Origin of the sequence: Xenorhabdus koppenhoeferi (assembly GCF_900116635.1) — a bacterium.
GTDB lineage: Bacteria > Pseudomonadota > Gammaproteobacteria > Enterobacterales > Enterobacteriaceae > Xenorhabdus > Xenorhabdus koppenhoeferi.
Genome location: NZ_FPBJ01000007.1, coordinates 86,839 through 107,557, shown reverse-complemented (window position 1 = coordinate 107,557; position 20,719 = coordinate 86,839). Strand labels below are relative to the sequence as shown.

The following is a 20,719-nucleotide window of genomic DNA, read 5'->3' as shown; positions in this document are numbered from 1 at the left end:
AAGACTGACTCGCAAAACATTGTCTTTTTCAAAATCCATCGAAATGCATGACAGAATTATAGGATATTATCTGAACATTCATCACTATCAATAAATTAGAGTCACGACCGTATTCTGTATAAAAGTGCGACTAAATCGGACAATAAGATACTTTATAACTGTATCTTTATTGCCTGCAAGGCGATTCTTGGTTATTAATAATTCAATATTTAACGAGATGTATTATGACGAGTCAAGCAACAGAAGAGTTGAAAGAAATTTACCAAAAAATTAGTAAGAAAATGGTTAAATTAATACCTTATCTGACGATATTGTCCGGCATAATGGTATGGAGTTACTTAAATAATATTGGTAGACTAGATTTATTAATAGACTCTTTTTCAATTAATATAGGATTGATGCTTTTATTAATATCTGCGGTAATTCTCTCTACTGCTATAGTTATAACCCTCATCCTACCTAGCTCCATACTTATTTCTCACTATTCCATATTTCCTGATGTAATTAAAAATCCAATATCTATGCCTTGGATAGGCTGGGGGTGTTCAACTTTATTCTTAACATTAGCATTCCTTCCTCATGCTTCTTTTGTTAAAAAAATAATTCCACCTCCTTCTGTATTACAGACCATCGCTATAATAGCAACATTATCTTTTTTTATTTTTATATTAACTTCATTATTTAAGGGGGATTTTAAAAATAATAGTATTTTTGATAAGTTTAGAAAGGTAGGCCAAGTACTAGTAGCTACATTCACAATAGTATTCGCTACATTATCAATATCGCTTCCTGTTAGTTTGCTGTTAAAGAATAGTACAGGAGAGAAAACAATATCATTGCTAATAGCATTGGCTTTCATGATTGCATTTGCACTATCATCATTTCTTCCAGCAATGGTATATTTTAATGATATAAAAAACACTCCATCAAGTAGTGAAAACAGAAGTAAAATTCTATTAGCAAAGAAATTATCAATCGCTGTTATTTTAACCACAATAACCACATCCATTCTATTTCCTAATATAACCTCTACACTAGTGAATAGTTCTCTTTATTCTATTGGGATCATAGATAATAAAAGCCATTATTTTCTAATTAATGGCAACAAGTATCAGCCAAAAATGTTTCCCCAGAACTTATGGATGACATCGACCACAAACAAGATTGAGAAAGATTTTTTCATCTATGGAATAAGAATGTTTTCCGCTGGAAATAAAAAATTAATATGCCCAGAGAGTGTTGGTGAATTTAAAAGAAATATTGATGGAAGAAATTACGATTTAATTACTTCCTCTGGTGGTGAAGACAGTGCAAGAAAACTAAAAGACATGACTGATATTTGTGTTATTTTGAATAGTGATGATGCTAAACAATGGGATACTTTCTTTAAAATTAATAGCAAAAACTAAATGATTTTTTATTTAATCCTATAGCCAGAATAATAATTCTGGCTTTATTTTTTTCGTTACAAAAAATTTGATTGAAGAAAGAACTATTATTCTGAGTTTGGGATCTCCCTAACATCCTTTACTAGCACGGAGTTGACTGTCATATTTGCTTGAACTCAAAGTAGAAAGGTATCAGATCTCATCTGGACAGCATATAACGCAAAAAGTTAAGTTTTTATACTGATTCGCTTATTGAACCAGATAAACCAATCAGTTAAAGTAGCCCCGCCATTAGCAAAATCTAGTGGTCAGGGATTTGCACCCCTGTTAGAACGATCCACTGGTAGGAAGTTTCTGCCAGTGCGCCTGCTCGCACCTATTCAATGGCGGTTCAGGCAGGGGAGGCTTCGGCCTCGCCGGACGATCGTTCCCGGTAGTGCAAACCCTGTCTGAATCACCACCATCAATATTAATGAATGGAAGGGGTAGCAGGAATGATTGATATAAAAAAAGACTGGCATCAAGCCGATATTATTGCTGCATTGCGTAAGCGCGGTACAACCTTAGCGGCTGTTTCCCGTGAAGCGGGACTCAGTTCATCAACATTAGCGAATACACTTTCTCGTCCTTGGCCGAAAGGTGAATGGATTATCGCTAACTATCTCGAAATACATCCCTCTGAAATCTGGCCTAGCCGCTATTTTGATATGTATGGTAATTTTATTGAACGTAAAGTTCGTGAAAAACCAGAAAAATAATTATTTTAATGTCAAAAAAGACATCAGGGAAATAGTCACCTCATTTCATTGCTCACTGAATGTTATTGGCGTTGATGGGGTGGCACTGCCTATTATGTTATTGCGAAAAACTCAGGTGATAGCAGTTATGAAGAAATCTTCTTATTGGTGGGATATCAATTAGCTATCGTTTCAATCTCTCAATATCTTCCGACGAAATGCGTCGTGACTCTCTATAGTTCTGAACGTCAAGTGTATTGGTTTCTCTTTGATAAAGGTGTTCGTTGGCAGTGCTCTATTTCTACTTTGTTCATGTTTTCATCTTATCTATTGCTTATAGGTTTTTTCAGTGAACTATGTATAAACATTTGTATAAACAAAAACAAAAAAAAGCACTTCCCCAAACGAGAAAGTGCTTCTTTAACAACATGATATAAGACTAGGATCAGTTCATGCCGTATTTTTTCAATTTCTTACGCAGAGTACCACGGTTGATTCCCATCATCAGTGCTGCACGGGTTTGGTTACCACGGGTGTACTGCATAACCATGTCCAACAGTGGTTGTTCTACTTCAGCCAGTACCAGCTCATACAGGTCATTAACGTCTTGACCGTTCAGTTGTGCAAAATAGTTCTTCAGTGCTTGTTTAACTGAGTCACGAAGGGGTTTTTGAGTTACCTGATCTTGTGAATTTACAGTAGCAACGGTTAGTACATCAGAATTTACGCGTTGTTCGAACATAGTTCTGTCAGCTCTTTTCTTTATTTACGCAAAAATTTTCGAAGTATGCTTCCAACGCCTCCAGCTGTTCGCTGGCATCCTCAATGGCGTTGAATGAGCGCCGAAACTGGTCAGCAGGAGCATGTTCCTTGAGATACCAAGATACATGCTTGCGTGCAATACGAACTCCTTTGCCTTGACCGTAAAAGTCGTGCAGTTCTCGTATATGTTCGCCCATTAAATGCTGCACGTCGCCAAGGGGCATCGGTGGCAGCAATTTTCCTGTTTCCAGATAGTGCTGGATTTCCCGAAAGATCCAGGGTCTTCCCTGAGCAGCGCGGCCTATCATCAGGGCATCAGCCCCGGTGTATTCAAGCACTGCTCTGGCTTTTAGCGGGTCAGTAATGTCACCATTAGCAATAATTGGAATGGCAACAGTCTGCTTAACTGCCCGGATATTGTCATATTCGGCCTCACCATTAAACAGACAAGTTCGTGTCCTGCCATGTATCGTAAGAGCCTGAATACCACAACGTTCGGCCAATTGGGCAATTTCCACACAGTTACGTTCCTCTGGTGACCAACCTGTGCGAATTTTCAGCGTGACCGGAACATCTACCGTATTGACCACCGCAGAAAGGATTTTTTCAACCAATTCTGGATAACGTAGTAATGCAGAACCTGCCAGCTTTCGATTCACCTTTTTGGCTGGGCACCCCATATTGATATCGATGATCTGAGCGCCATTGTCGACGTTAATTTTCGCTGCCGCCGCCATTTCATCGGGATCACTTCCGGCAATTTGTACAGAACGAACGCCTGGTTCGTCGCTATGAACCATACGCAGCCGGGATTTATCCGTCTTCCAAACCTGAGGATTGGAAGAAAGCATTTCTGAGACTGTCATTCCTGCACCCATGTGATAGCAAAGAGATCGAAATGGGCGATCTGTTATGCCAGCCATAGGAGCTGCAATAAGACAGTTTTTCAACTGGTATTGTCCGATACGCATAGCGAAGAAAGAGTGGTCAACTGTGACTAAGGGCGCGTATATTACGCATTTTTCACGAGATATGAAAGGCCAAACTTTGAGCGAATCGATATTTATAACGGATTTTTTCCAGTTGACTTTCCTAAATCAGACTTATTATTGTTAAATAACAGGTACTTATATGTTACGGGTAAAATTTATTAATACTTACATTTCTAATCACAAAGAGAGCGGATTACCACCAATAGACCTCCTGGGTAATTATTTTAGTGGATAATCTCGCTTTTCAATAGGTATTAATTGATTATTTTTTAATCCCTGTGATACGACACCATTCTTCTTGTTCGGCTATCGGATCGATAACAAATTCATTGTTATAGGCTTGGGCAACTCCTTCAGCCTGACTGGCCAGAACACCAGACAAGCCTAAGAATCCACCAGATTTAGGCAGTGAGCCGATGATTGGTGCCAATTCACGCAGTGGACCCGCTAAGATGTTGGCAATCACGATGTCACATTCGAGATCTTTGGGCTGATCTTTAGACAGGTAGAGAGTTAGCTGGTCAGATACGCCGTTACGTTCAGCGTTAACCCGACTTGCTTGAATCGCTTGTGGGTCGATATCAATGCCGATAGCTTGCTTTGCCCCTAATTTCAGCGCCGCGATAGCCAAAATACCTGAGCCACAGCCAAAATCGATAACAGTTTTACCTTCCAGCTCAAGGCCATCAAGCCATTGCAGGCAAAGAGAAGTTGTCGGGTGAGTACCGGTTCCGAATGCCAGACCCGGATCAAGCATGACATTAACTGCATCTGGCTCTGGAACTTCGCGCCAGCTAGGACATATCCAAAGACGCTTGCCGAAAAGCATCGGGTGGAAGTTATCCATCCATTCGCGTTCCCAGTCCTTATCTTCCAGTTGTTCGATTTTGTGGGTAAAACCCTTACCCAGCAGTGGAACCTGTTCCAGTTGGCTTACAACCGCCTTCATGTCTGTTTCAGCATCGTACAGGCCGATGATATCTGTATCGCCCCATAAGCGGGTTTCTCCCGGCAGAGGCTCAAAAATCGGGGTATCGTGGCTATCCTGAAAAGTGACTGAAACGGCACCACTTTCTATCAGCTCATCGCCTAATGCTTCAGCTTGTTGTCCCGTAGTGTTTAATCTTAATTGTATCCAAGGCATAAAAATTCTCTTTTTGTGAAAATAAAGTCACAATGCGATTATTGAGGCACAGTGGTTTGTTGTATTTGTTTATTACCCACCCTATTCCCGATCCTGAATGCCAGTAAACTTAGCAACAGTGATGGTACGATGGGGTGGAAACCGAGAAGCTGGATATTGAACGTTGCCAGCAGCGTATAGCTCGCTGCACCTACCAACATTGAACTTATCGCTCCGTAAGCATTGGCTTTTTCCCAGTATAACCCCAGAACCAGAGGCCAGAGGAAAACGGCTTGCAGGCCGCCAAATGCCAGCAGATTTAGCCAAATGATCATCTCTGGTGGATGCCATGCAGCCAGCAGCAGTAATGTGCAGAGAAATAGGGTGGAATAACTGGAGATACGAGACAATTTTTTCTCTTGTTTGATCTGTTCTGGAAACAAATTTAAATAGAGATCTTTAACGATAGTGGCAGAAGATTGCAGCAATTGGGCATTAATGGTGGACATAATAGCTGCCATAGGGGCTGCAAGGAAAATCCCCGCAGCAACAGGAGGCAGTACGGTTATCATCAGGGTTGGGATCACTTGGTCGGGGATGGTCAGATCAGGAATGATTGCCCGCCCCAGCGCACCTGCAAGATGCATACCGAACATGAGGATTGCCATGACGATTGTACCAAGAACAATTCCACGATGAACCGCTTTGCTGTCTTTGTAGGAAATGCAGCGCACGGCAGTATGTGGCAGCCCAATCACGCCAAAGCAGACCAAGACCCAGAAGGATGCCATAAATGGCCCTGTCAGGATGTTATCGGCACCGTGAGGTGAAACCAGATTTGGGTCAATCGTGCGCAGAGTCGTGACCGCAGCGGATAATCCACCTGCTTTGTAGATAGTGCCTGCCAGCAATAGGACGGTTCCCAGTAGCATCACCAGCCCTTGTAAGGCATCATTGAGAACACTGGCTCTGAATCCGCCGAATGCGGTGTAAAGGGCAATTGAAATGCCGAAAATAAGCAATCCTGTGCCGTAAGGTATCCCCGCAGCCGTTTCGAGCAAGCGAGCCCCTCCGATGAATTGCACGGTCATGGCTCCGATGAAGGCAACTAACAGGCTCAAGCTGGCAATCCAGACCAAAAAACGGCTCTTGTAACGTGCATAAAGCATGTCATTGAGCGTCACCGCGTTGTAGCGGCGGGCGAGAATAGCAAATTTTTTCCCCAAGACGCTCAGGGAAAGCCAGATCGCAGGCAGCTGGATCAGCGACAATAAAACCCAGCCGATACCATATTTATACGCAGCGCCCGGTCCCCCGATAAATGAGCTGGCACTGATATAGGTTGCAGTCATTGTCATTGCCAGAACAAATCCACCCATTGAACGATTGCCGAGAAAGTATTCATTCAGGAAATCGCCCGTTTGACGGCGGCGATAAGCATAGATTGATAGCAGAAAAACCAACGCCAAATATCCCAGCAGAGGCAAAATTACTTCACTTTGCATCAGAATCCTCCAGCTGAATATCCTTGAATATAAATTTGATCATCAACCAGCAAAGGATGATAAATAAGGCTGGCAGCAACAGGCAAGCCAGTTCAAACCAGCGGGGTAATCCAGTTATGCCGATGGCATCACTGGGTAGATAGGCACTCAGCAGCCAACCAACAAGATAAGCTAACGTCAGGAATACTGCCCAACGCGCTTCTTTATGGGATTGAACAAATCGTCTGTCCATCCGTTCTCCGGGTAACTTACATGAAACAATATGGGGGAATTGTACGGCAATGAACAGATGGTTACCTAATCATAATCAGGATAATAAAAAATCCACCTGCATTGCGGGTGGATTGAGGTGGAATGCTATTCAGCTAGCCTGGAAAACATCAAATAAGAGCTAAAGAGACTTTACTTGTCCTGCAAGCCGAGTTTCTTCTCCAGATAGTGGATATTGGTTCCGCCTTTCTGGAAGTTTTCGTCATTCATGATTGACAGTTGCAGGTCGATGTTGGTCTTGATGCCATCGATGATCAATTCAGCCAGTGCGTTCTTCATACGCGCAATCGCCACTTCACGGGTTTCGCCGTAAGTAATCAGCTTGCCGATCATAGAGTCATAGTAAGGTGGCACGGTATATCCTGCATAGATATGGGATTCCCAGCGCACACCAAACCCACCCGGTGAGTGGAAATGGGTGATTTTGCCTGGACTTGGCAGGAAGGTTTTCGGATCTTCCGCGTTGATACGGCATTCGATCGCATGACCTTCGATTTCGATATCTTCCTGTTTGATGGACAGCGGCATACCTGAGGCAATGCGCAGCTGTTCTTTGATCAGGTCAATGCCAGTGATCATCTCAGTCACAGGATGCTCAACCTGAATACGGGTATTCATCTCAATAAAGTAGAATTCACCGTTTTCATACAGGAACTCAAATGTACCCGCTCCGCGATAGCCGATTTCGATACACGCATTGGAACAGCGTTCACCGATGCTGCGGCGCAGCTCTGGTGAAATGCCAGGTGCAGGTGCTTCTTCCACGACTTTCTGGTGACGACGCTGCATGGAGCAGTCACGTTCAGCCAGATAGAGTGCATTGCCCTGACCATCAGCCAATACCTGAATTTCAATGTGACGTGGATTCTCAAGGAATTTCTCCATGTATACCATATCGTTGTTGAAAGCTGCTTTGGCTTCTGCGCGGGTCATGGCGATGGATTGTTCCAGATCTTTGTCGCTGCGTACAACGCGCATACCACGACCGCCACCGCCGCCCGATGCCTTGATGATCACCGGATAACCGATACGGTTTGCAATCGTTTTGTTCTTCTCGGCATCATCACCCAATGGGCCGTCAGAGCCGGGAACACAAGGAACACCCGCTTTTTTCATCGCACTGATAGCGGAAACTTTATCCCCCATCAAACGGATGGTGTCCGCTTTCGGGCCGATGAAAACAAAACCGGAACGTTCGACCTGTTCAGCAAAGTCAGCGTTTTCAGACAGGAAACCATAACCCGGATGGATTGCCTGTGCGCAGGTAATTTCCGCTGCTGAGATAATGGCGGGAATGTTCAGGTAACTTTTTGCTGATGCCGCAGGGCCGATGCAGATTGTTTCGTCTGCCAGCAGGACGTGCTTCAGGTCACGATCTGCCGAAGAGTGTACAGCAACAGTTTTGATCCCAAGTTCCTTACAGGCTCTCAGGATACGCAGTGCAATTTCACCACGGTTAGCAATGACAATTTTTTCAAGCATGGGGACGCCTCATTATTCGATAATGACCAGTGGCTCGTCGAATTCAACAGGTTGGCCATCTTGAACCAGAATGGCTTTTACTACGCCGGTTTTATCAGCGTCGATCTGGTTCATCATTTTCATCGCTTCAACGATGCACAGGGTTTCACCCTGATTAACATGCTGGCCGACTTCAATGAAAGGTTTCGCATCAGGGCTTGGTGAACGATAGAAAGTACCGACCATTGGTGAACGAACTATATAACCGCTGATCTCTGCTGGGTCTTCTGCTGCGGCTATTCGAGTTGCTATGGCAGGTTGTACTGGCTGTTGAACAGGCGCAGAGATATATTGCTGAGTCACTGGCATCGCGGGAGCAACGGTTGTGCGGCTGATGCGCACTGATTCTTCACCTTCAGAAATTTCCAGTTCAGAAATACCAGATTCTTCGACCAGCTCAATCAGTTTTTTTATCTTACGAATATCCATGAGTGTGATTCCGTACTTTTATATAAATTAGTTGGATGTTGACAAGCGGTTAACCGCTGCCTGTAATGCGAAGCTATAACCCTCTGCCCCCAGCCCGCAGATTACACCTACTGCGATATCGGAAAGATATGAGTGGTGACGGAATGGTTCACGGGCATGCACATTAGAGAGGTGAATTTCAATAAATGGGATATTCACCGCCAGAAGTGCATCGCGTAGTGCCACGCTGGTATGCGTGTATGCTGCGGGGTTAATCAAAATAAAATCAGTATCTTCCCGTGCTGAATGAATTCTCTCAATCAGTTCAGATTCTGCATTGGATTGCAGATGGGATAATTCAACCCCTGATTGGTGAGCTTCTTTTGACAGTTTGTTAACAATATCATCAAGCGTTAACTTGCCGTAGGTCTCTGGCTCTCGTGTTCCCAACAGGTTCAGGTTGGGACCATTCAAGAGTAAAATGCGAAACTTGTCTGCCATTGTGCGGGTATCTCCGGCAATCTGTCAACAATCGACCAAGATAACTCGATGTTGACGGTTTGTCATCTCTTTCTGATAGCTAGATTTGTAAATTTGACGATGAAGTCCGACATTATAAACATATCGAGGCATTTAGCAGCTAAGTACTGGTCTTATCAGCGCATTTTCACGATGGTTCTGCCAGTAGACTGATTGTTTATCAACTTGTTAGCGTGCTCGAATACTTGTTCTAATGTGATTTCATTGGCAATTTGCTGATAAAAGGAAGCTGGAAGTAGTTTTTGCAACCGTTGCCAAATGGCAGGACGTTTTGAGGCGGCAACGGTGACCGATTCAACGCCCTGTAAACGAATATTGCGCAAAATAAAGGGCATCACGGTGGCAGAAAGCTGGCTGTCACTCGCCAGACCGCAGGCCGCGACCACCCCATTGTAGTTTACTTGTGCTAATAAAGTCGCTAATACCGTGCCACCAAGGGTATCAATGACACCCGCCCAACGTTGTTTCTCCAACGGACGAGATGATCGGTTGAAATCACTGGTGGGTAAAACTTCTTCTGCACCCAGTGAGAGAAGGTAATCATGACTATCAGGTTTGCTGCTAATTGCGACAACGGAATAACCCAATTGTGACAACAGGGTAATCGCTGTACTACCTACACCACCGCTGGCACCTGTGACGGCAATGTCTCCATTTTCAGGTGTCACTTCCCCTTGTTCCAGTGCCATAACACATAGCATAGCGGTAAAGCCTGCTGTGCCGATGATCATGGCTTGTCTGGGATTTAATCCTTGTGGTAATGGTGTCAGCCAGTCTCCAAGCACTTTCGCTTGTTCTGCCAGCCCGCCCCAGTGGGTTTCTCCTACCCCCCATCCAGTCAGCAAAACATGCTGGCCGACATGAAAACGGGGATCTTCTGAGTGATGAACGACACCGGAAAAATCTATTCCTGGAACCATCGGAAATTGACGGACGATTTTCCCTGTACCGGTAATGGCCCGGGCATCTTTGTAATTAAGCGTTGACCAATAAATATCAACGGTCACATCACCTGATGGCAACTGAGATGCATCAATATCTTGGATGGATGCTGACAATGTTTCTTGTTGGTCAAGTAATAAGGCTTTCATGTGCATTCTCCGGATGGATATCTATCTGACACCATTACCTGTTTGGTATCACCACAATATAGATAAAATCTGATGAGCTGAAACAGGCAGGCAACAATATTGTGATAGAGAGCGGTAAAACTGTGGTTACTTATTTTTGTTCAGGATGGCACCGTAAAAGATAATAATATACAGGATAACAATAAGGGGAGTGTTTTATACACTTCGTCTTTCAAACTGCCTCTTTGTTGGCTGCGCTCGCTCACCCCGGTCACATAGTTATCTATGCTCCCGGGGATTTGCTCTCTTGCCGTCGCGATGCAACTTGAAATCCAGTGTGTATAGATAATGGGTTCAGAATAATCCTTATTTTTTTCGATTGCCGCTGAAAGTGACGATATTTGGGTAAGGATTACCGTAATTATCACCAAATTTATCTATTACTTTTATACTTAAAACAGGCTTATGACTTTCATGGGAAAGAACGCATGGGAAAGAACACATGGGGAAGAACACATGGAGAAGAACAAAATTTTTGAGAGAATATGAATTTTGGTTGAACTTACTGAAATGGTGATAGGGCAATATAGAAGCCTGAAAAGTGGGGTAGCTGCATCTTGAAATCCATTGGGTATATAATGTTGTTTTTTTGATTCATTAGGTCATTTTGGGATGTTGTGATGAGATTATTGGTGAAATTAGCCTATTTTTATGCAGTTTTTTTCTGCTCCGTTAGAGAAAAGTAACGTAGAATATTGTATTTCTGATGTGAATAACGTAGCCACTTTTATTGAAGTAGTAAAAGTAGTTAACCATGCGCCTTGTCGCTGCTTCATGTGGTTGGTAGAGTAGACGGACAATCTCCGTCCCCAGCTTGCAGGATTATCCTTTCGTTATGTTAAAGAAATTTCGTGGCATGTTTTCCAACGATTTGTCCATTGACTTGGGTACTGCCAATACCCTTATTTATGTCAAAGGTCAGGGAATAGTATTGGATCAACCTTCTGTTGTGGCCATCCGGCAGGACAGAGCCGGTTCACCAAAAAACGTTGCAGCAGTTGGACTTGAAGCAAAGCAGATGCTGGGACGAACTCCGGGTAATATCGCAGCTATCCGTCCAATGAAAGATGGGGTGATTGCTGATTTTTATGTCACGGAAAAGATGTTGCAGCATTTTATTAAACAGGTTCACAACAATAGTTTTATGCGCCCAAGTCCGCGCGTACTGGTTTGTGTACCTGTAGGAGCGACTCAGGTTGAGCGCCGTGCCATTCGTGAATCTGCCCAAAGCGCAGGTGCCCGCGAGGTATTTTTGATTGAAGAGCCAATGGCAGCCGCCATCGGTGCAGGTCTGCCAGTTTCTGAGGCAACAGGCTCAATGGTAGTGGATATTGGTGGGGGTACCACTGAAGTTGCCGTTATTTCTCTCAATGGAGTAGTTTATTCTTCTTCTGTCCGTATCGGTGGCGACCGTTTTGATGAAGCTATCATCAACTACGTTCGACGTAACTATGGCTCCCTGATTGGGGAAGCAACAGCAGAACGTATCAAACACGAAATCGGTTCTGCTTACCCAACGGATGAAGTACATGAAATTGAAGTGCGCGGCCGGAATCTGGCAGAAGGTGTGCCTCGCAGCTTTACTCTGAATTCCAATGAAATTCTTGAAGCCCTGCAAGAACCATTGACTGGCATTGTCAGTGCGGTCATGGTGGCTCTGGAACAGTGTCCGCCAGAACTGGCTTCCGATATCTCTGAACGGGGTATGGTACTGACCGGTGGCGGGGCGTTGTTGCGTAATCTTGATAGATTGCTGATGGAAGAAACCGGTATTCCTGTCATTGTAGCTGAAGACCCACTTACCTGTGTTGCCCGTGGTGGTGGCAAGGCGCTGGAGATGATCGACATGCATGGTGGCGATCTGTTCAGCGAAGACTGAAAATAACTCTGCAAGCTGGGGGCTGGTGTGTTTTACTCATGCCTCCTTGCTGACTGTTCGGGAGTTTTACCTCGTATGAGACAATACAGCTCAACAATGCGCAATTTATGAAGCCGATTTTCAGCAGGGGACCTTCTCTGCAATTACGACTCTTTTTTGCTGTTATTATTGCCATTATTTTGGTTGTGGTAGACAGCCGCCTTGGTGTTTTCAATAAAGTCCGTAGCTATATGGATACGGCTGTGAGTCCTTTCTATTTTCTTGCTAATGGGCCGCGCCAATTTTTGGACGGTATCTCTGAATCGTTGACCAGCCACAATCACCTTGAGCTGGAGAATCGTACCCTGCGTAATGAATTGCGATTGCAGAGCAGTAAGTTGTTACTGTTGGATCAACTGAAGCATGAAAATGCCCGTCTGCGTGAATTACTGGGATCGCCACTGCGCCGTGATGAACATATGATGGTATCGCAGGTGCTTTCAGGGGGTATGGATCCTTACCGTGATCAAGTTGTCATCGATAAAGGTGCCAAAGATGGGGTATATGAAGGACAACCCGCCATCAGTGATCGGGGAGTTGTGGGGCAAGTTATTTCAGTGAGTCAGTTGAGCAGCCGGATATTACTGATTTGCGATCCAACTCATGCACTGCCTGTGCAGGTGCTGCGCAATGATATTCGTGTGATTGCCGGTGGCACGGGCTGTTCGGATGACCTTCAGTTAGAACCTTTGCCAAGTGATACGGACATTCGTGTCGGTGATGTTTTAGTGACGTCCGGTCTCGGGGGGCGTTTCCCGGAAGGTTATCCCGTAGCAGTAGTTTCTTCTGTCAAAATAGACAATCAGCGGGCTCATGCTGTTATCCATGCGCGCCCATTGGCTGAATTGCGACGCTTGCGTTATTTGCTGCTATTGTGGGGGGCTGATAATAGCCCATCTGAACCTATGGCACCTTCGGGAGTCTACCGTGCAGCCAATGAGCGTTTGATGCAGATGTTGCCACAAGTACTGCCTGAACCATCAGCAGAAAAGCCATCATCAAAACCGCCATCGACAGCTACAGGAAATCGCTAATGAGCCAGTACCATAGCAAAGGACGTTGGGTCATTTGGTTATCTTTCCTGATAGCAATAGTGCTACAAATTATGCCGTGGCCGGAACAGTTTTTTATGTTTCGGCCCACGTTATTAATGTTGTGCTTAGTTTACTGGTTGCTTGCGCTTCCCCATCGTGTCAGTGTCGGCACCGGATTTGTGTTGGGGCTTATCATTGACTTATTGCATGGAAGTATTCTGGGAGCACATGCTCTGGCGTTTAGCCTGATCAGTTTTTTGATGGCCTTCAAATTTCAGCTTATTCGGAATATGGCTCTTTGGCAGCAAGCCTTGGTTGTCATGGGGCTTTCAACCCTGATGAACATTTGTGTCTTTTTAGCCCATGCTTTATTACCGAAGACAACCTTCCATCCTGAAGTGTTCTGGAATGGTTTGGTCAATGGTATTCTCTGGCCCTGGCTATTCTTATTAATGCGGAAAATCCGCCGTCAGTTTTCAGTTCGCTAGAGGCGGTTTCTGTATTAAATGAACTGATATTAAGAGTCTGCTGCAAATCAAATAGTTTACTGGGATAGGCTCTAAGGATGACTCACAATGAAAACCATTTATTTAGCTTCTGGCTCACCAAGACGGCGTGAGTTGGTGGGATTGTTAGATTTTAATTTTGCGATCCTGACAGCTCAGGTCGAAGAAAAATGGCGTGAAGGAGAGTCTCCGCAGCAATATGTCACTCGGCTGGCCAGAGAAAAATCTCAGGCTGGGGTTACACTGGCACCACATGATTACCCTGTTTTGGGGGCTGATACCATTGTCGTATTAGATAACCGCATTTTGGAAAAACCTCGCGATCAACAACACTCCACAAAAATGCTCAGTGCTTTATCAGGCCAGAGCCACCAAGTCATAACCGCTGTTGCTTTATCAAACAGTCAATGCGTCCTCAGCGAAACAGTCATTACAGATGTGACATTCCGCCAGTTATCCCAACGGGAAATACAGGAATATATCGCAACTGGGGAGCCGATGGATAAAGCCGGAGCTTATGGCATTCAAGGTAAGGGCGGTTGTTTTGTCAGAAAAATAAATGGCAGTTACCATGCTGTTGTCGGCTTGCCATTGGTGGAAACGTATGAATTAATCACACGATTTTTAGCGTTAGCTGACGGGAAGAATGATTCATGACAGCAGAGTTATTAGTCAATGTAACACCGTCCGAAACGCGGGTTGCTTATATTGATGGCGGCGGTGTATTGCAAGAAATCCATATTGAACGGGAAGCCAGAAGGGGCATTGTCGGGAATATTTATAAAGGTCGCGTGAGTCGGGTTTTACCCGGAATGCAGGCGGCTTTTGTGGATATCGGACTGGAGAAGGCCGCTTTTTTACACGCTTCAGATATTATGCCTCATACTGAATGTATTGCAGGTGAAGAACGGAAAAATTTCCACGTCAGGGATATTTCCAAGTTGGTATACCAAGGACAGGATTTAATTGTTCAGGTAGTAAAAGATCCCCTTGGTACAAAAGGTGCCCGTTTGACAACGGATATCACTTTACCATCACGTTATCTGGTATTTATGCCGGGAACATCGCATGTGGGTGTTTCACAGCGAATCGAGAGTGAAGAAGAACGTGAACGTCTGAAAAGCGTTGTTACAGATTACTGTGATGAACATGGTGGGTTTATTATCCGTACTGCTGCCGAAGGTGTGGGAACAGAAGAAATTGCGCAGGATGCCGCATTTTTAAAGCGCTTGTGGAGTAAGGTCATTGAGCGCAAGAAACGCAATATTACCAAAAATAAAGTATACGGTGAACTGGCTCTGGCTCAGCGTATTTTGCGTGATTTTGTCGGTGCTTCCCTTGATCGTATTCGGGTTGATTCGCGCCAGACATTTATTCAATTGCAGGAGTTCATTGATGAATATATTCCTGAGATGAACGCCAAGCTGGAATATTTTCAGGGGGAGCAACCAATATTCGATCTCTATGGCGTGGAAAATGAAATTCAGCGGGCGCTAGAGCGTAAAGTGGAATTAAAGTCGGGTGGTTATCTGATTATTGATCAGACAGAAGCCATGACCACAATCGATATTAATACAGGGGCTTTTGTTGGACACCGTAATTTGGAAGAAACTATCTTTAGTACCAATATTGAAGCAACACAAGCTATCGCCCGACAATTAAGGCTGCGCAACTTGGGTGGTATCATTATCATTGATTTTATTGATATGGATAATGAAGAGCATCGTCGTCGTGTATTGGCTTCCTTGGATCTGGCATTAAGTAAAGATCGAGTGAAAACAACCATCAATGGCTTCTCTCAACTGGGGCTGGTGGAGATGACGCGCAAGCGTACAAGGGAGAGCCTCGAACATATCTTGTGTGATAGCTGCCCGACTTGTCAGGGACGCGGCACAGTGAAATCGGTTGAAACCGTATGTTATGAAATATTGCGTGAAATAGTGCGTGTTAATCGTGCAATTAATGCAGATCGTTTTCTGGTTTACGCTTCTCCTGCCGTTAGTGAAGTCCTGAAAGGAGATGAATCTCATGCATTGGCAGAAGTAGAAATTTTTGTGGGTAAACAGGTCAAAGTACAGACAGAGCAGCTTTACAGTCAGGAACAATTTGATGTGATTATGATGTAGTCATGAAATAGTTACGATGTAAATATAAGCTTGCAGACATCTGTTTGCATATTGATATAACGCTACAACGCTGACACTAAGGAGACATGTGTGAGGCGACTGCCGGGCATATTATTAGCGACAGCCGCAATAGTCATTATCATTGTGGCTTTGCTTGTCAGTGGGTTGCGTCTCTTCCTGCCACATATTAACGAATACCGTCAGCAATTATCTGAGAAAATTACTGCGGTGACAGAGATACCTGTCAATATAGGTTACATCAATGGTCACTGGGAGTCATTTGGCCCCAGTCTGGAAATTCGTGATATCAGCGCGAAAGCTGAAAGCGCCGATATCCATGCCAAAAAGATAGTACTTTCTCTCGATGTCTGGCGCTCTCTTTTGCAACGACGTTGGTATTTTCGTGGTCTGTCCTTTTACCAGCTTCAGGTTAACTATAACAAGGCTCTGTTTGGGCAAGATGGCAATAGTATGCTTTCAGAACCAGACAGCGTCTCTTCTTTGTTTCTTGAACAATTTAACCATTTTGATCTGAGCGATAGTCGATTCAGCTTTTTGACGCCATCCGGTGAAAAAGCTGATTTACTGTTGCCACAGTTTACGTGGCTGAATAAAGACAACCGCCATCGGGCACAAGGCAGTGTAAGCCTTTCTTCGATTAATGGTCAGGAAGGTGTTGTTCAGGTAAAGCTAGACCTGACAGATACTGATGGATTTCTCAAGAGTGGCAGGATTTATTTGCAGGCCGATGATATTGATATGCGGTTATGGCTAAGCCGTTGGTTGAAGGATAACATGGGGCTGGAAAATGCCCATTTCAGCCTGGCGAGCTGGATTAATTTGCAGGATGGGCGCATTGATAGCGCGCACCTGCAACTCAAACAAGGGAAGGCTGACTGGCATGTTGGGAATGAAAAACATCAGCTTGCAGTTAATGATTTACTCTTGAAAATGCGTCGTCAGGGGGAAGGCTGGTTATTCAATATTCCCAATTTATCAAACCTGAAAACCGATAACCAGCAATGGATTGAGGGGAATATCAAAGCGCTTTATCTTAATCAGTCCCGTCAATACCAGAGTAAAGATCACTGGCGCATTCGTGCCGAAAACATTCAGCTTGAACGTTTAAATGGCATATTGCCGACGCTCTCTTTTTTAACACCTGATGTTGTCAAAGAGTGGCAATACCGGCAGCCGAAAGGAATGCTCAATAATTTTGCCCTCGATATTACGCCAGAACTTCCCGAAGAGATGGGAATAAGTATGGAATGGCAGGATATAAGCTGGTTACGCTGGAAAGAATGGCCTTCCGTCAGCCACTTCAGCGGCATGCTAGATGGTAATAAGCGGCGGGGAAACCTCAAATTTAAATTGCAAAACAGTACCATTGATTATGGGAACATGTTTCAGGCTCCGCTCAATATCGTTGACAGCAAAGGGCGCATTGAATGGAAAAATGATCGTCATGGCATGGATTTATGGGGGAAGGGGCTGGATTTACAGGCCAAATCACTGTGGTTCAACGGGGATTTCCGCTATCAGCAACCGCAAGCCGCCCCGCCTGTGCTGGAAATGCTCGCGGGGATCCGACTTAATGATTTAGGTGAGGCATGGCGTTATTTTCCTAAACCACTGATGGGGGAATCGCTGACGGATTATCTGACAGAATCTTTGATTAAGGGAAAGGTCGATAAGGCGACTTTGATTTTTCATGGCAATCCCCATGATTTTCCATTTAAACAAAACAACGGCCAATTTCAGGTCTTTGTTCCCTTGCACAATGCAACCTTTCAGTATCAACCTGACTGGCCAGCCCTGCTGGATTTGGATATTGACCTGAATTTCCAGAATAACGGATTGTGGATGCAGGCCCAGAAAGCGAGATTAGGCCGGGTGGATGCCCACCAGGTTTCGGCGGCGATCCCTGATTATGGTCAGGATAAGCTGTTCATTGATGCTGAATTATCCGGCGATGGGAAAAACATCCACGATTATTTTAATCACAGTCCATTGGCGGGATCGATTGGCAGCGCATTGGATAGCTTGCAGCTTGAGGGAAAAGTGGATGGCAGACTCCATCTGGACATTCCCTTGGGACAGGGTGACGTTAATGCGAATGGTGAGGTGGTGCTGAAAGACACCCAACTGTTCATCAAGCCATTGGATAGCAAAATGGAACACCTCAGCGGTAAGTTCCGTTTTGACAATGGTAATTTAACCAGTGACTCACTGTCTGCCCATTGGTTTGAAAATCCGTTGTCCCTGCATTTTTCTACCAAAGATTTACCTAAACATTATCAGGTAGATGTGAACTTGGGTGCACATTGGGCGGCACAGACATTGCCGGGACTGCCTGCCGAGATCCGCAGTAAGCTATCTGGAACACTGAATTGGCTGGGTAAGGTAAATATTACAATACCTTCAAGTGATCTATCCTCAGAGGATAGGGTGAAATACCGTGTTGCAATAGATGCCGATTTGTCACATATCAACAGTAAATTACCGGTATTGGATACACCATCCCTGCGGAAATGGAATAACGTTAATATCCTTGCTACCGGCGATCTGGATCAACTCCAGATGAAAGGCTCAATCGGTGAACGATACGCGTTCAACACCCAATGGATGTTGGAGAAAAAACATACCCGCTTGCAACGGGGTATTCTGACAACGGATGGCGAAGGATACCCGGCGTTGCCGAAAAAATCGTTGTTGGCGTTAGAATTACCTGCAATTGATGGCGAAAAACTGTTGGCGTTAATTGAGCCTTTGAGCCGGCATTCATCGGCAGATAATGGTTTGCTGTGGACAAACGTATTTGAAATTTCTTTACCTTCACTGGATCTTGCTGGACAGCGCTGGAATCAGCTGGCATTCAATGTCGTCCGACAAGCGGATGGCATGAATGTCAGCGCGGGCGGTGAAGAAATCAACGGCAGTCTGTTTATTCAAAAAAATAAACCAATGCAGGCATCAATCAATTATCTTTATTACGATCCACGGTTTGTGACAGATCCAGCAGTTGATACCGACAAGTTAACGTTAAATAAAGCACCATCACCTCATTATGCTCTGGATAATTGGCCGTCACTGAATATCACATGCGCAGAATGCTGGATTGCTGGACTAAAACTCGGCAAAGTAACTGCGTCGATTAAGCCGGAAGGTGATTCCTTGATTCTGACCAATGGACAAGTGGAGAACAGTGCCGGAAAGCTGACCTTATCCGGTCGGTGGTATGAGAGTGACACCGGAAGCCATACCCAAGCCAAAGGGCAATTATCGGGAGAAAAATTCGATGACATGGCCGCTTATCTGGGGTTCATCGTTCCGATTATTGATGCACCTTTCAACTTTGATTTTAACATGAGGTGGCAAGATGTTCCGTGGCAGCCGGATCTCAAGACACTGAACGGGACGTTGACTGGAAATATGAAAAAAGGGGCTATCGCCAAACTGGGTGGTGGCAGGGCAGGGCAATTACTGAGACTTATCAGCTTTGACGCCTTGTTGCGTAAATTACAATTGGATTTCAGTGATACATTCGGTAATGATTTCAACTTTGATGCTATTCATGGCGACGCAACGATAAAAAATGGCGTTATGCATACCGATAATTTCCTCATTGATGGATTAGCAGCAGATATCAATGCCAAAGGATGGACAGACTTGGTTCATCGTCAGATCAATATGGATCTGGTGATTACACCAGAAATTTCTACAACGGTGGGAGTAGCGACAGCTTTTGCAGTCAATCCGGTGGCTGGTGCAGCAGTTTTTGCGGCAACAAAAGTGCTGGGGCCGCTATGGAATAAGGTATCGGTGATTCGCTATCGGTTAACGGGTAGCCTAGAACAGCCTAAAATTGATGAAGTCTTACGTCAGCTTAAGGAGAATAAAGGGTCATGAGAAACGTTAATGTTGCACTTTTACAATTATGTAGTGGAAGGAATGTTAAATATAATTTAGCGCAAATCGAACAACAGATTAAGCAACTGCCAGACACAGTAAAATTAGTTCTGACCCCGGAAAATGCGTTGCTGTTCGCCGATGCTGAAACCTATCGCCAATATGCAGAAGTGCAGGGAAATGGGCCATTGCAACAAGCGGTCAGTGAGATGGCACAGCGTTACGGCATTTGGTTGCTGATTGGTTCCATGCCAATGATCAGTCGGGAAGATCCCTCCCGTATCACGAGCAGTAGCCTGCTGTTTGATGATCAGGGTAAAATCCGTGCCCGCTATGATAAAATCCACATGTTCGATGTCAATATCAACGATGAACATGGTGCTTATAACGAATCCACCATTTACCAGCGTGGAGAACACATTACCGTTGTCGATACACCCGTTGGTCGTTTGGGCATGACTATCTGTTATGATTTGCGTTTTCCTGGGTTATTTCAGGCATTGCGTGAGCAGGGGGCTGAACTTATCTCTGTTCCGGCTGCTTTCACCCACCTGACGGGCAAGGCACATTGGGAACCACTACTGAGAGCACGTGCTATTGAGAATCAATGTATTATTCTGGCACCAGCACAGGTTGGCGTACACGGCACCCGCAGAACATGGGGCCACTCAATGGCAGTGAGTGGTTGGGGAGAAATTATCAGGAAAAACCCGCTGACCGTCAGCGCATTACAGCTTAATATCCGGCGGGATAGTCTGACTCACATGCGTGAACAGATAAAAGTAGTAAAACACAATCGATTCCGTCCACAACTGACTTCTTTGATAAAAAAGAATCTAAATTAAGGTAA

At 44.6% G+C, this 20,719-nt stretch carries 19 protein-coding genes; 10 read left to right on the top strand and 9 right to left on the bottom strand.

Annotation, left to right across the window (positions count from 1 at the left end; all coding sequences use genetic code 11):
- From BM329_RS04020 to BM329_RS04005, 3 genes are all read left to right on the top strand, one after another.
- The coding region (locus tag BM329_RS04020; protein WP_218153253.1) for an IS1 family transposase at window positions 1-94 on the top strand (94 nt) is incomplete at its 5' end.
- A gap of 130 nt (window positions 95-224) precedes the next feature.
- On the top strand, window positions 225-1,409 hold the full coding sequence (locus BM329_RS14975; RefSeq protein WP_245759003.1) for a hypothetical protein: 1,185 nt from the start codon (window positions 225-227) through the stop codon (window positions 1,407-1,409).
- Between the two features lie 473 nt (window positions 1,410-1,882).
- Complete coding sequence (locus BM329_RS04005; protein ID WP_092549261.1) at window positions 1,883-2,146, top strand: helix-turn-helix domain-containing protein; 264 nt, start codon at window positions 1,883-1,885, stop codon at window positions 2,144-2,146.
- 424 nt (window positions 2,147-2,570) lie between these two features.
- Here the strand turns inward: BM329_RS04005 and fis are convergent, their stop codons facing one another.
- The 9 genes from fis to BM329_RS03955 form a co-directional block, all read right to left on the bottom strand.
- A complete protein-coding gene (gene fis / locus BM329_RS03995; RefSeq protein ID WP_010847912.1) occupies window positions 2,571-2,867 on the bottom strand; it encodes a DNA-binding transcriptional regulator Fis in 297 nt (98 codons plus the stop codon).
- 7 nt (window positions 2,868-2,874) lie between these two features.
- The gene (gene dusB, locus BM329_RS03990; protein WP_092549256.1) at window positions 2,875-3,858 is read right to left on the bottom strand and encodes a tRNA dihydrouridine synthase DusB; all 984 of its coding nucleotides are present in this window, start codon (window positions 3,856-3,858) and stop codon (window positions 2,875-2,877) included.
- A 283-nt stretch (window positions 3,859-4,141) separates the two neighbouring features.
- A complete protein-coding gene (gene prmA / locus BM329_RS03985) occupies window positions 4,142-5,023 on the bottom strand; it encodes a 50S ribosomal protein L11 methyltransferase (RefSeq protein WP_092549253.1) in 882 nt (293 codons plus the stop codon).
- Between the two features lie 38 nt (window positions 5,024-5,061).
- Window positions 5,062-6,507: a sodium/pantothenate symporter gene (gene panF / locus BM329_RS03980; RefSeq protein ID WP_092549250.1), complete on the bottom strand. Its 1,446-nt coding sequence runs from the start codon at window positions 6,505-6,507 to the stop codon at window positions 5,062-5,064.
- Window positions 6,497-6,739: a YhdT family protein gene (locus BM329_RS03975; protein ID WP_092549247.1), complete on the bottom strand. Its 243-nt coding sequence runs from the start codon at window positions 6,737-6,739 to the stop codon at window positions 6,497-6,499. The genes panF and BM329_RS03975 overlap by 11 nt, the downstream gene beginning before the upstream one ends.
- Window positions 6,740-6,909: 170 nt before the next feature.
- A complete protein-coding gene (accC, locus tag BM329_RS03970) occupies window positions 6,910-8,259 on the bottom strand; it encodes an acetyl-CoA carboxylase biotin carboxylase subunit (RefSeq protein ID WP_092549244.1) in 1,350 nt (449 codons plus the stop codon).
- A gap of 12 nt (window positions 8,260-8,271) precedes the next feature.
- Window positions 8,272-8,727, bottom strand: coding sequence for an acetyl-CoA carboxylase biotin carboxyl carrier protein (gene accB / locus BM329_RS03965; protein WP_092549241.1), 456 nt, complete (start codon window positions 8,725-8,727; stop codon window positions 8,272-8,274).
- Window positions 8,728-8,754: 27 nt separating this feature from the next.
- Window positions 8,755-9,207 (bottom strand): type II 3-dehydroquinate dehydratase, encoded by a 453-nt coding sequence (gene aroQ, locus BM329_RS03960; RefSeq protein ID WP_092549239.1) that lies wholly within the window; start codon window positions 9,205-9,207, stop codon window positions 8,755-8,757.
- Between the two features lie 155 nt (window positions 9,208-9,362).
- Window positions 9,363-10,337, bottom strand: a complete 975-nt coding sequence (locus BM329_RS03955) for an MDR family oxidoreductase (RefSeq protein WP_092549236.1) — start codon at window positions 10,335-10,337, stop codon at window positions 9,363-9,365.
- An 874-nt stretch (window positions 10,338-11,211) separates the two neighbouring features.
- On the opposite strand from BM329_RS03955, the gene mreB reads away from it, so the two are divergent.
- From mreB to nit1, 7 genes are all read left to right on the top strand, one after another.
- On the top strand, window positions 11,212-12,255 hold the full coding sequence (gene mreB, locus BM329_RS03950; protein ID WP_092549233.1) for a rod shape-determining protein MreB: 1,044 nt from the start codon (window positions 11,212-11,214) through the stop codon (window positions 12,253-12,255).
- Window positions 12,256-12,362: 107 nt separating this feature from the next.
- Entirely contained in the window at window positions 12,363-13,328 is a 966-nt protein-coding gene (mreC, locus tag BM329_RS03945) for a rod shape-determining protein MreC (protein WP_092549230.1), read from the top strand.
- Window positions 13,328-13,816 carry a rod shape-determining protein MreD gene (mreD, locus tag BM329_RS03940; RefSeq protein ID WP_092549227.1) on the top strand — a complete coding sequence of 163 codons (489 nt, stop codon included), beginning with the start codon at window positions 13,328-13,330 and terminating at the stop codon, window positions 13,814-13,816. The genes mreC and mreD overlap by 1 nt, the downstream gene beginning before the upstream one ends.
- An 87-nt stretch (window positions 13,817-13,903) precedes the next feature.
- A complete protein-coding gene (locus tag BM329_RS03935; RefSeq protein ID WP_092549224.1) occupies window positions 13,904-14,491 on the top strand; it encodes a Maf family protein in 588 nt (195 codons plus the stop codon).
- Window positions 14,488-15,960 carry a ribonuclease G gene (rng, locus tag BM329_RS03930; protein WP_092549221.1) on the top strand — a complete coding sequence of 491 codons (1,473 nt, stop codon included), beginning with the start codon at window positions 14,488-14,490 and terminating at the stop codon, window positions 15,958-15,960. Before BM329_RS03935 ends, rng begins: the two co-directional genes overlap by 4 nt.
- Before the next feature lie 90 nt (window positions 15,961-16,050).
- Complete coding sequence (gene yhdP / locus BM329_RS03925; RefSeq protein WP_092549218.1) at window positions 16,051-19,869, top strand: AsmA2 domain-containing protein YhdP; 3,819 nt, start codon at window positions 16,051-16,053, stop codon at window positions 19,867-19,869.
- A complete protein-coding gene (gene nit1 / locus BM329_RS03920) occupies window positions 19,866-20,714 on the top strand; it encodes a deaminated glutathione amidase (RefSeq protein ID WP_092549215.1) in 849 nt (282 codons plus the stop codon). Before yhdP ends, nit1 begins: the two co-directional genes overlap by 4 nt.
- The last annotated feature ends 5 nt before the right edge of the window (window positions 20,715-20,719 follow it).